This is a genomic window from Streptomyces profundus, assembly GCF_020740535.1.
Taxonomy (GTDB): domain Bacteria; phylum Actinomycetota; class Actinomycetes; order Streptomycetales; family Streptomycetaceae; genus Streptomyces; species Streptomyces profundus.
Genome location: NZ_CP082362.1, coordinates 994953 through 1006824, shown reverse-complemented (window position 1 = coordinate 1006824; position 11872 = coordinate 994953). Strand labels below are relative to the sequence as shown.

General features: G+C 72.7%; 10 protein-coding genes. 7 read left to right on the top strand and 3 right to left on the bottom strand.

Going from position 1 to position 11872, the window contains the following annotated elements:
- Nucleotides 1-64: 64 nt before the first annotated feature.
- On the top strand, nt 65-469 hold the full coding sequence (locus K4G22_RS04465) for a pyridoxamine 5'-phosphate oxidase family protein (protein ID WP_228078355.1): 405 nt from the start codon (nt 65-67) through the stop codon (nt 467-469).
- Between the two features lie 7 nt (nt 470-476).
- On the opposite strand, the gene dapA is transcribed toward K4G22_RS04465, so the two are convergent.
- Nucleotides 477-1373, bottom strand: coding sequence for a 4-hydroxy-tetrahydrodipicolinate synthase (gene dapA, locus K4G22_RS04460; protein WP_228078354.1), 897 nt, complete (start codon nt 1371-1373; stop codon nt 477-479).
- An 81-nt stretch (nt 1374-1454) separates the two neighbouring features.
- Nucleotides 1455-3326 carry an endonuclease/exonuclease/phosphatase family protein gene (locus tag K4G22_RS04455; RefSeq protein ID WP_425336601.1) on the bottom strand — a complete coding sequence of 624 codons (1872 nt, stop codon included), beginning with the start codon at nt 3324-3326 and terminating at the stop codon, nt 1455-1457.
- A 315-nt stretch (nt 3327-3641) separates the two neighbouring features.
- Here K4G22_RS04455 and K4G22_RS04450 point away from each other — a divergent pair, with 315 nt between their 5' ends.
- The gene (locus tag K4G22_RS04450) at nt 3642-5234 is read left to right on the top strand and encodes a hypothetical protein (RefSeq protein WP_228078353.1); all 1593 of its coding nucleotides are present in this window, start codon (nt 3642-3644) and stop codon (nt 5232-5234) included.
- 46 nt (nt 5235-5280) lie between these two features.
- Here K4G22_RS04450 and K4G22_RS04445 read toward each other — a convergent pair whose 3' ends face one another.
- Nucleotides 5281-5907 (bottom strand): TetR/AcrR family transcriptional regulator, encoded by a 627-nt coding sequence (locus K4G22_RS04445; RefSeq protein ID WP_228078352.1) that lies wholly within the window; start codon nt 5905-5907, stop codon nt 5281-5283.
- Between the two features lie 81 nt (nt 5908-5988).
- Between K4G22_RS04445 and K4G22_RS04440 the strand changes: the two genes are divergently transcribed.
- The 5 genes from K4G22_RS04440 to K4G22_RS04420 all read left to right on the top strand — a co-directional run bounded on the left by K4G22_RS04440 (nt 5989) and on the right by K4G22_RS04420 (nt 11780).
- Nucleotides 5989-6177: a hypothetical protein gene (locus K4G22_RS04440; RefSeq protein WP_228078351.1), complete on the top strand. Its 189-nt coding sequence runs from the start codon at nt 5989-5991 to the stop codon at nt 6175-6177.
- 228 nt (nt 6178-6405) lie between these two features.
- On the top strand, nt 6406-7674 hold the full coding sequence (locus K4G22_RS04435; protein ID WP_228078350.1) for an outer membrane protein assembly factor BamB family protein: 1269 nt from the start codon (nt 6406-6408) through the stop codon (nt 7672-7674).
- A gap of 145 nt (nt 7675-7819) precedes the next feature.
- A complete protein-coding gene (locus K4G22_RS04430; RefSeq protein WP_228078349.1) occupies nt 7820-8839 on the top strand; it encodes an aminoglycoside phosphotransferase family protein in 1020 nt (339 codons plus the stop codon).
- A 181-nt stretch (nt 8840-9020) separates the two neighbouring features.
- Complete coding sequence (locus K4G22_RS04425) at nt 9021-9443, top strand: hypothetical protein (RefSeq protein WP_228078348.1); 423 nt, start codon at nt 9021-9023, stop codon at nt 9441-9443.
- A gap of 1122 nt (nt 9444-10565) precedes the next feature.
- Nucleotides 10566-11780 (top strand): right-handed parallel beta-helix repeat-containing protein, encoded by a 1215-nt coding sequence (locus K4G22_RS04420; protein ID WP_228078347.1) that lies wholly within the window; start codon nt 10566-10568, stop codon nt 11778-11780.
- Nucleotides 11781-11872 lie beyond the last annotated feature (92 nt).

Below are 11872 nucleotides of genomic sequence, written 5' to 3'. Positions count from 1 at the left end.
AGCACCAGGCACCGTGCCCGTCGGACGGAGGCGACGGGGGGCGGGCGTGCGGTGGGATGGGGGGATGACTCCGTCCCGCGTCCCGAGCGAGCCCGCCGTCCTGGCCCGACTGGCCCGGGACCGCAACGTCTGGCTCTGCACCACCCGCCCCGACGGCTCGCCCCATGTCACCCCCGTGTGGTTCGTGCTCCTCGGGCAGACCTGGTGGATCGGCGTGGACGGGAGCTCCGTCAAGGCGCGGAACATCGCGCACGCGCCGACGGTCTCCCTCGCGTTGGAGGACGGCCGTCACCCCGTGGTCGCGGAGGGGGAGGCCCGGCCGCACCGCGCCCCCTTCGCGGCCGAGGTCGTCGACGCCTTCGCCGCCAAGTACGACTGGGACGTCACCGTGCCGCACCGGCCAGGGGGCGCCCGGCTGCTGATCGAAGTGCCCGTGCGCCGCTGGCTGTTCGCCGGCTCGGCGGACTGACTGCGGCCTACGGCTGGGCCACGGCGCCGCGCAGCGCCGTCGCCAGCCGGGCGGTCAGCTCCTCGTCGGCGGGCAGCAGCGGCGGGCGCACCGGGCCGCCCGGCAGGCCGGCGGCGCGGAACAGCGCCTTGACGGTCACCGTGCCCGGTGCGTGCACGGTGAGCGCCGACACCAGGGGCAGCAGCGCGCGATGGCGTCGCGCGGCCGTCTCCCGCTCGCCGGCGGCGAAGGCGTCGATCACCGCCCGCACCTGCGCGCCCACCACGTTGGCCGCCGTGCTGACCACACCGCTGGCGCCGATGGCCAGCAGCGGCAGGTTCAGCTCGTCGCTGCCCGCGTAGTAGGCCAGCTCGGTGTCGGCGAGCACCGTGCCGGCCTTCAGCAGGTCGAACGAGCAGTCCTTGACCGCGACGATCTTCGGGTGTTCGGCGAGCCGGCGCAGCGAGTCGGCCGTCAGCGCGGTGCCCTCGCCGGTGCGGGCCGGGATGTCGTAGAGCATCACCGGCAGTTCGGTGGCGTCGGCGACGGTCAGCAGATGCTGGACGATCGCCTCCTGGGTGGGCCGGGAGTAGTAGGGCGTCACCACCAACAGGCCGTCAGCGCCGGCGGCTTGGGCGGCCCGCGCCAGCTCGACGGAATGCCGGGTGTCGGCCGTGCCGACGCCGGCGACCACCTTCGCCCGGCCGCCGACCGCGCTGGTCACCGCCCTGGTCAGGGCCGTCTTCTCGGCGTCGCTCGTGGTCGGCGACTCACCCGTGGTGCCGTTGATCACCAGGGCGTCGCAGCCGCCCCTGGCCACCAGATGGTCGGCCAGCCGCTCGGCCCCGGCCGGGTCGAGGGCGCCGTCCTCGGTAAAGGGTGTGATCATCGCAGCCGCGCAGCGGCCAAAGGGTCCCAGTCGCATGGCACGGAGTCTGGGCCCCTTCGGCCTTCCAGGTCCACTTAGAAGTGCTGCGCCCGATCGTTCAGCGGTACTACGGGGCCATCAGGGACGGAAGCGCAGCACTTGCGGATCGTGGTCGCTGGCCTGGTCCGCGAACTCGGCGTTGACATGGACGATGTCCAGCTCGGGGCGGCGGACGGTGGGGGAGACCAGCGTCTGGTCGAGCACCTGGGAGTTGCCCTCGTAGACATAGGTGTAGCGCTCCGAGGGCGGCAGTGTGCCCAGCGCGTTCACCAACAGTCCGTCGGCGGTCAGCTCGCGCGTCACGGCCGAGAACTCGAAGTCGTTGAGATCGCCCAACACCACGACGTTCGCCGGCCGTCGGGCATCGGCCGCGTCGATCTCCCGGACGAACTCCCGCACCGCCCTCGCCTGCGCGAGTCGCTGGGTCTCCGAACCACGGTTCGGCGGCTGGAAGCGGCCGTGCAGGGGCTGGTCGCCCCCCTTGGAGGCGAAGTGGTTGGCGATCACCAGCACCGTCTCGCCCCGGAACCTGAACTCGCCGGCCAGCGGTTTGCGGCTGTCCGTCCAGGCCGCGTCCGCCGGCGCGATCCGCCCGGGGGAGTGGCTCAGCGTGGCCACCCCGCCCCTGGTCACCACCTCCGTCGCGGTGGTGGCGTCGCCGCCCGGCCGGTCCACGAAGGACACCCGCTCCGGGTTGAACAGCAGCACCGCGCGGATGTTGCCGCCCGGCTGCCCGCCGTCCTCCCCGTCCGCCGGGTCCACGCCCCGCCAGGCGTAGCGCGGACCGCCCGCGGCGACGATCGCTTCCGTGAACAGCCGCAACGTCTCCGTGGCGGTCACGGTGCCGTCGTCGGCCGGCCCGCTGTCGTCCTGGATCTCCTCGACGGCCAGGATGTCGGGCGAGGCCAGGTTGGTCACCACGGCCTCGGCCAGTCGCTCGAACTTCTCCGCGGGATCGCCCGGGTTGAGGTTCTCCACGTTGTAGGCGGCGATCGCCAACTCGCCGCGCCGCTGCGGCCTGGTGCGCTCCGGCGTGAGCCCGCCGTCGGCCACGGTGCCCAACTCCCGGGCGGCGAGGGTGTATCCGCCGAACTCGTCGTAGTCCAGGGGGCCGACCGTCTCGCCCGCCAGCAGGTCGCCCACGTTCGCTTCGGGGAACGGCCGTTCGGCGAAGGGGATAAGCGACTCCACCTTGAGCCGCCCCGGGTTCGACGCCGCGTAGGAGGCGTAGCGGGTGCCGCCGCGCGGCGTGGGATGGTCACCGGGGCGCAGCGTCACCCACAGCTCGCCGTACTCCGTGCTCGGGCCGACCACCGGTGCGTCCAGGAGACGCACCACCATGCCCTCCCACGCCTCAAAGGCGTCCAGCGCGTAGACATCAGGGGCCAGTCGCAGTCCCTCGATGCTGCCGTCCGCCGCCGGATCGCCCTCGGGGGCATAGCGTTCGGGGATCGCCGAGGCGTCCAACTCCACCGGCGGCGGCAGCGCGTTCCCCGACGAGACCACCGTCACCTCGGGCCCGGTGAGCTGGGTCACCGACTGGCCGCCCCGCTCCGCACCGCCGGGGTAGTACTCGTCCACGGTGCCGGAGACCAGCACCTCGTCGCCCACCGCGACCGACGGCGCGTCGCCCGTGTAGACGAAGATCCCCTCGCTGGTGGCCGGATCCCCGTCCTCGTCCGGTTCCTGAACCCAGAAGCCACGCGAACCGAAGGCGCGCACCCCGGTCACCACCCCGGGGACGTCCTCGACCGACTGCCCCAGCAGCGGCGAGATCCTGGTGTCGCCCTGGATGTGGTGCACCCGCACCGTCTCCCGCTCGGCCGCCGAGGTCGGCTGCGCCAGCAGCGGCACACAGAGCCCGCCGGCCGCCAGGCCGACCAACACGGCCGCGCCACGCGGCCGTTGGGTTCTCGACTGGGTGCGGGCGGCTGGTTCGGTCGATCTCACGGGATCCTCCGGGTGGGGGAGACGGCAGTGGGGGAGGCCCACGCTACGCGGGTAAAGCCGTGCCCGGCAGGTGCGTTGCCACGCGTCAACCAGTTGTTAACCGGAGGCCGCGCGTCCCGCTTCCGCGTCGACATCGGTGAGTCCCGCCGCCCGGAGCGGGAGCGCGCCCCCGCCCGTACGCGCGACGTCCAGGTGAAGCGTGACGGAACCGACACGGAGGCGGGACGTTCGGTGGACAATCCCGTCTACGCTGGGGGCTCGCCCGATCACCCCAACCGCCGGCGGGGTCACCCCCTGCCCGAGGAGTTCGCCGTCATGTCGCTCGACCCCGGGGACGACCGTCCCGCCATGCCGCCCGTACGGCTGCCGTCCGAGGCCGAGTTGGCCAGGGAGGCGCTCGCCGCTCCACTGCTCTCCCGAGCCGTATGGCTGGCCAGGTGGGTCGGCGAGGGGACGCCGGTGGGCGCCGGTGGCGAGTTGCTCGCCCCCGGGCTCAGCGAGGCCGTTCACGAACTGGGCCTCACCGGTGCGCCCGAGGGGGAGGCTGAGGTGGTCGAGGCATGGAACTTCGCCGTGGACACCGGGCTGGTCACCATCACCGAGGCCGGCGACCTCCCGGAGACCCAGACCGGCCAGGCCAGGGCCTTCGCCGAACACGAGGACCACCCCGCCGTCGGCGTCGCCACCGCGGACGAGGAGCTGGCCCAGCTCCTCGACGGCGCGCCCGAGGACATCCTGGACCTGTGGGCCGACGGCCTGGACGCGGTGCTCTCCGACGTCGCCACCCCGTCCTTCGAGGACCTGCTCGGCGAAGTCGAGGGGCTGGAGGGGCTGTTCGGCGCGGACGGTCAACTCGACCCGGACGCCATCGACCTGGACGCCCTCGACTGGGACCCGGAGGCCGAGGTCGGCCTGCTGGACAGCGTGTTGGGCCACCTCTACGTCTTCGGCGTCACCGACGAGGACGGTCAGGCGGCCTCCCTGCTGCCGCTGCCCATGATCGCCGCCGCCACGCTCCTCCCCGACGAGATGGAGGAGTTGACCGACGAGGCGTTCCAGGACGTGTCGGCCCTGGTGGTGCGGTTGGACGAGCAGTTCCGGGTGCTGGCGGACACCGGGCTGATCGAGTACCACCCGATGGACGACACCGTGATCGGCGACGACGACGACGATGACGGCGGCGACGGCGATGGCGAGGGCGTCGGGGGGTTCCAGGACATCGGCGACGAGGACGTGGACGACCTGAGCCGGTACGGCCAGGTGCGGCTGACCACGCTCGGCCTCTACGGCGTGCGCCGGCGGATGCTGGAGGTCGGTCTCGACGTCCCGCTGGTCGGGGAGTTGGCCGACGCGCCGGCCGGGGCGCTCCTCGACGCGCTCACCGAACGTCCCGCGTCCGCCGCGACCGAGGAGGCGGAACGCTGGCTCGTCGGCCGTGACCCGGTGGCCGCGGCCGAGGAGCTGCTGGCCGCGGCGCGCGGCGCCGACCCGGCCGGCCCCGGGCGGCGGCTGGGCTGCCAGCTGACGCTCGCGCTGCTCGACCCCAGCGCCGAGCCGGCGCTGCGCGCGGTGCTGGAGGACGACGAACTCGGCGGCCTGGCCCGCGTCTGGCTGGCCGAGCGCGGCGCCACGGATGTGCCGCCGCCGTCGGAGGAGCTGGTCTTCTGGCTGACCATCGACACCCTGGCCGCGCAGCTGGGCAGCGGAGCCGAGGAGGAGAACCTGCCCGAGCTGCGTGATCTGGTGACCGGCCTGGTGGATCAGCACGGCGAGTTCTTCGACCGGGCCTGGCGCACCGACCACCCGGCCACGGCCGATGTCCTGGAGGCCGTGGGCCGGATGCACCCGGACCGCCTGCTCGCCAAGCAGGCGCGCAAGGCCGCGTTCAAGGCCCGCTCCCGAGGCTGAGCCTCGCCGCGCCCGGCCTGGGGGGCGCCGTTCGGGTCCTCGTGGATCAGCGGCCGGCGCCGTCCTCAAGCGCGGCCGTCACCAGGGCCTCCGCCGCGCTGAGCGTCGCCTGGGCGGCGTCGTCCGCGTCCGCGATCGCGGTGGCCACGATGGCGCCCTCGTGCAGGCTCAGCAGTTGCACGGCCAGGGTGCCGGCGGGCGTCGGCTTCACGCCGGCCTCGTTCAGCCGATCGTGGAAGAACGCTCGTAGCCACTTCTTCTCATCGGTGATCACCTTCCGCCCTGGATGATCAGTATCCGGAAGTTCGGCGAAGGCATTCACAAAGCTGCACCCTCGATCCGATTCGGTCAGCCACTCGGGCAGCACCGCGAACGGGACCAGCACCCGGCGGACGGCGTCCTCCCCCTCCGCCGTCAGCCGGGCGTCGATGAGATCACGCCAGCGGCGATCCCTGGTCTCCAGGTAGGTCGTCAGCAGGTTGTCCTTGGAGCCGAACCGGTTGTAGAGCGTGCGCTTGGTGACCCCCGACTCGGCCGCGATGGTGTCGACCCCCACGGCGTGGATTCCGCGCCGGTAGAACAGCTCCGACGCGACGTCGAGAATGCGCTGGGCGCCCGGCGTGAGACTCGTGTCGTCGGTACCCGATGAATCACCCGATGAGTCCCTGGGCATGGCGCGTATCCCCCTTGCGTTTACAGATCTGTGTACTACGCTTCCAGGTAGCTTTACAGATCAGTATACGAGGAGGCTGAGATGAGGCGAATCTCCCTGCCCTTTGGCAAGTTCATCAGAGAGTTCTCCCGTGGTGTGCACACCGGTCACGCCATCCGGCACGGCGTCCTGGGCGCCGCCGGAGGCCGGCTGACGCGCACCCCCGAGGCACCGCCCGCCGTCGCCGAAGCGACGCGGGGCGAGACCGCCGACGCGGCTCTCGGCGTCTGAGTGGGCGCACGACCACTTGTTCCGCGTAGCGACAACGGGGTCACCCCAGGTCCGCCGGGGTGACCCCTTCTCGCGGCCGGTTCGGAACGTTCCACCGCGCCCGAGCACGCACCAGTCGCTGAGCGCCCTCCACGCGGCCTGCGGCGCTTCCGCTCCCCGCCCACGGAACCGGCGTCGGGCAGGGGGCGTCGGAAACCACAGTGCGCGAAGGGGAAGTTGGGGGGAGACATGGCGAGACGCGGACGGCGGCCGGTGCCGTGGGTGATCGCGGGCGCGGCCCTGCTGGCGTCGCTGGCCATGGTGTTGGTGGTGCTGCTGGGAGGCGACGAGGGGCCCACCGAGGTGTGGCGGGCGGAGAGCGGGGGGAACGGCGGCGAGCTGGATCTGGCGCTGTGGGCCCACGACGGCGTGGTCACCCGCGTCGGCCCCACGGCCGCCGAGGACGTCACGGGGTACGACGCGGCCGACGGCACCGTCCTCTGGGAGACGCCGGCGCCGGTGGGGACGTACGGCCCCTGCGCGGCCAGCGAGCACACCAACGCCGAGGGCGTCGGCGCGGTCCTCCACCACTCCGGCGAGGCGGAGGGCTGCACGGTGGTGACGGTGATCGACACACACGACGGGGAGGTGCTGTGGTCGCGCGACCTCAGCGGTCTCGGCCCCTCGCCAGTGGACGACACCGTCACGGCGACGGTGGGCGAGGCCACGCTCACCGTCAACCTCTCGCCCGCGAACGCCGCCGCGTCCTTCCAGCGCTTCGACCTCGCCAGCGGCGAACCCCTGCCCGCGCTCGCGCCCGTGGCCGACGGCGACTGCGACCACGGCTGGACCCCGTTGAGCATCGACCACGCCGACGAGCGCGTCGTCACCCTGGCCACCTGCGAGGGGCCGTCGGGCGAACCGCTGACCCCGCCGCGCTTCGCGAACCACGTGCACGACACGGCGACGGGCGAGCATCTGTGGAGCCGCGACATGGCGGATGCCAACGAGGCCATCGCCGATGTCAGGTACGGCGAGCCCGGGGCCCCGCTGATCGTCGTCGAGAGCGGGCACCTGGTGGCGTACACCGAGACAGGGGAAGCCCTGTGGCGGCTGGCCACGGACGGACAGGGGCTCAGCGAGCGGGCCGTGGCGGACGGTGTGCTGATCGCCGAGCAACTGGACGACACCTCGGAGCCGGTGGTCTTCGAGGGGTACGCCGTGGACAGCGGCGAGCGGATGTGGCGTGGCGAGTTCCCACCCCTGACGAGTTTCCTCGGCGCGGACGACGCGGACGGCGTCGCGTTGCTGGGCTCGTACCACTACCAGCGGGGAGAGGGCGGGCAGTTGACGCTGACCTGGCTCGACCTGGCGGACGGCACGGGCAGCGACATCGGGACGGTGCCCTTCCCGCTGGAGCGCGGCCTGATCGCGTCCAGCGCCGCCATCGACGCCGACCGGCTCTACCTCGGCGGGCCACTGGAGCCGGAGGTCCGGCTCCGGGCGTTCGCGCGCTAGGGGCGGGTGGCCAGGCCGGCGTCGCCGTGGCCGTGTCGCGGGGACGGGCGGGCCACTCCGTCGGCGGTCGGGGCGTTGGCGGCTCCCGGCGCCACTAGGCTGCCGCCATGGTCCTACGCGTTACGGCTGACGCGGCCGGTGGCCGATGAGCGACAGGCGGAACCCCGATCCCCCGCCGGCTGGTGCCGACCCGGTGCCGGAGGTCGCCCCCGTGCCGGAGCGCTTCCCGGCGGACGAGGACGTGGTGCGTCGGCTGGTGGCGACGCAGTTCCCCCGGTGGGACGGGCTGCCGATCCGGCGGGTGGCGAACGAGGGGTGGGACAACCGGACGTTCCACCTCGGCGACGCCATGTCGGTCCGCCTGCCGAGCGCCGCGCCCTACGCCCTGGCGGTGGAGAAGGAACATCGTTGGCTGCCCGTGTTCGCGCCACGCCTGCCGGTGCCCGTCCCCGTGCCGCTGGCGAAGGGGGCGCCGGGGGAGGGATACCCCCATGTGTGGTCCGTCTACCGGTGGTTGGACGGCGAGCCGGCGCGCGCGGAGACGATCGCCGACCTCACCTCGTTCGCCGTTGACCTCGCCGCGTTTCTTTGCGCGTTGCGGGGCATCGACGCCTCGGCCGGGCCGCCCCCCGGGCAGCACAACTGGTTCAGGGGCGGGCCGTTGCACACCTACGACGGTGAGACCCGCCGGGCCATCGACACGCTGGCCGGTCGTGTGGACACCGAGGTCCTGCGCGGCATCTGGGCGGCGGCGCTGCGGGCCGAGTGGGACGGGCGGCCGACGTGGTTCCACGGCGATGTGGCCGCCGACAACCTCCTGGTGCGGAACGGGGCGCTTGCCGGAGTGATCGACTTCGGGACGTGCGGTGTCGGCGATCCGGCCTGCGATCTGTCGATCGCCTGGACGCTGCTGCCGGCGGAGAGCCGCGCGGCCTTCCGCCGGCGTCTCGACGTCGACGCCGGGAGCTGGGCGCGGGGGCGGGGCTGGGCGCTGTGGAAGGCCCTGGTCACCTGGGCGGGTTCGGCGACGGCCGGCCGGGACGGCGGGGGAACGGGGGACGGCGAGGGGGCGGGGGACGGCGGGTCAGGCGACGTCGTCCGGGCGCGGGAGGCGAGGCGGATCGTCGACGAGATCGTCGCCGACCGCGGGCGTGACCGCCACTGAGGCGGGTTCGGAAAGATCCCTCCGCATCTCTGTCGCCAAGCCCCCGACTCCTTTTCTCCCCGCTCGCGGTTCTCTCGCGGTTTTCGCCCAACTTTTCTCCGGGTTGGGCTTCCCCAGGCTACCCCCAAGCTGTTACTCTCGGTTACGAGTGGTGACTCGAAGAGGCTCTGTGGGGGGCGTGATGGTCGAGTTGGGATCGATGGCGGTGGCCGCCATGGTGTGGATGTTCCGCAGTGCCGGTGGTCGGTCCGGGTTCGCCCCGGATCCCGCGTTGGACGCGGCCGTGGAGCGCCTGCGGGCCACGGTCCGGGGGCAGTTGAGGTCGGATCCGGCGCTGGCCCGCCTGGAGAAGGAGGCGGTCGACGGGGCCCGGGCGCCGAGCGAGCACACGCGGCGGCGCGTGGTGGGCGCCCTGGAGGAGGCGGGTGGGCGAGACGCCGTTTTCGCGGCGGAGCTGCGGCGCGTGGTGCTGGAAGTCCAGGAGGTGGCGGCGCTCGGTGTGTCAACGGCGCCGGAGGGGATAGCGGTTGGTCGCCATCGCGACCTCGCGGCCGGCGACGGCTCCGTCGGCACGGGATCGCGACCGGCCCGGTCCGGCGGCTGAGCCGGCAGGCCCGCGAGCCGCACCGCCGGGGCGTGGCCGCTCCATCCGCGCCCCGCCGGACGCCGGAGCCTGAGCGCGACAGGCGCACTGCCGAGTCCCTTGCACACGGGAGGCCGAGGCGGTGCCACCACGGCTGCTCGGCGAACTCGGCCGGTCGAGCCCTCCAGCCCCGGGCACCGTGGCTGTCGAACGGCGGTCGGCGCCACGGCGCCCAAGGGGCAACGCGAGGCTGGCGACCACCCGCCAACCTGCCGCGCCTCGGGCCATGGCTGAACACCGCCCGCCCCGGCCGCCGTCAGGCGCCGAGCCCTCCCGCCCCGGCGCCAGCCCGTCCTTCGCCAGCCTGGGCGTCGGTCGGCTCCGGTCCGCCGCATGGCCGGTCCGCAGTCCAGCGACGGTTCGTTGCCGAGTCGAGTCGTGGGTTGGCTTTGGGTCGGTCTGTGCTGGTTGTTGGTGTAGTCGGTCTTCGGTCCGGTGTCGTTCGGGCGCCGGTTCGTTGCCGGGTCGGGCCGTCGGTCGGCTTTGGTTCGGTCAACGCCCCTCGGCGTCTGGGGTGTTGACCCGGTTCGGGCGCGGGCGCGCGGGCCCGCGCGCCCGCCCCCGGCTGGTTGTCCTGGCCCGCCCCCGGCCGGCTGTCCCGGCACTGTCGCCAAGGCCGGCCCGCAGTGGGCCACCGTGGGCCGCCGGCCGGCGCGACCCCGAGCCGGAGCGACCCCGAACCGGCCCGACGCCGCGAACCGCCTCGCACCAGCGCCGCGCTGCCCGCCTTATTGACGCGCTCCGGGGGTGACGGCATACTCGCCGCCAGTCAGCAAGCGCTTACCCAGTCGAGCCCAAGGCTTCGTCGGCATGGCGCCCGCGATGCCCCGACTCTCCCTCGCGGCCCGCGTGTTCGGATGTCCGAACCTCGTGTGCCGTGTTCCTGAGTCAGCGAGTCACCGCACCACCATCGAATCACCGAGATACAGGTCCCAGGACGAGGACGGTCTCAGCATGAATCGATTCACGCCCGCCCGGGCGCCATCCGGCTCCCCGGGGTTACCTGGCGTTCCCGGTCGGTGTGGCGGCCTCGGCTCGGGTGGCGAAGTGCTTGATCCCCCACCCCCCACGAGGAGTCATTCGATGGGAACAAGAGCCGCTTCCCTCTTCCGCCGGTCCCGGCGGCGCGAGCCGCTTCCTGGTAACCGACGCAAACTCACCCTGTTCGCCACCACATTGCTCGCGCTGGTGACCGGCGCCGCGACGCTGACCGGTTCGGCACATGCCGACCCCACCCAGGCCGCCGACCCCGGCACGCTGGCCTGCGGTGACGGCAGTTACCAGGCCGAGGCCGTGCGGAACGGGAACACCTGGACGGCCCCCGGATACTCGGGGACGGACATGCTGTCCGCGATGCGGGCGGCCGTGAACAGTCTCGATCCGGGACGCACCAGCAAACAGGCGGTGGTGGTGCGTGGTTCGGGTTCGGTCCCGGGCAACCAGTCGCTGGATCTCCCCAGTCACACGGTGCTGGATGTGTGCGGCAGCATCGATGTGACCGGGTCGGTCGGCGCCAACCACGCCCCGGTGCGGATCAGGAACGCCAACTCCGTCGAGGTGCGCCACTTGCAGGTCACCGGCGCCCCGTACTTCGGTGTCTTCGTTCGGAACGGCACGGACATCGCCCTGGGGCAGATCGACATGCGTCTCTCCGGCGGGCTCGGCATACGGATCGACAACCACGACAACCGCGACGTCCGCACCCGGGATGTTCGCATCGACGACGTCTTCGTCTCCGGCAGCGGCAGCCACGCCGTGGAGACCTACGGTGTGGACGGACTGACCATCGGCACGGTCACCGCCAGGAACACGGGCGAGTCCGGTCTGCTGCTCAACGACACCATCAACGCCACGGTCGACCTGGTGGACGGCGAGGGCACCGGCGCCGGAACCGGCTACGCCGCGTTCCGGATGGCCAACCGCAACGGCCGGGTCAGCGACAGCTACCCCGTCAACATCCGGGTCGGTGAGGTCATCGCCAGGGGTGGCGGGCGCGGGATCTTCTGCGTCTCGGAGAGCGGCGGAGCGGAGATCGGCCGGATCACCATCTCGAACACCGGCAGCAACGCCATCCTGATCGAGAACTGCTACAACGTGAACCTCGCGACCAACGGGGGAACCGTGCAGGGCCCCGGCGACATCCGCGTCGCGGCCCGCACGGAGTTCGCCAACACCCGCGACATCACGTTCCAGAACCTCACGATCACCAACTCGGCACTCAACGAGAACCCCTGTGGCACCAACATCACCTACCGCAACCTGACGTTCAACAACTCGCCTCGCAACACCTGTAGTTGAGCCAGCGCGGCGGGCCGCCGGCCCGCTGTTCGGCCCCGTCGAGCGGGCGTCTCACCCGAGGCGCCCGCTCCGACGCCTGCCCTCTCCCGGCC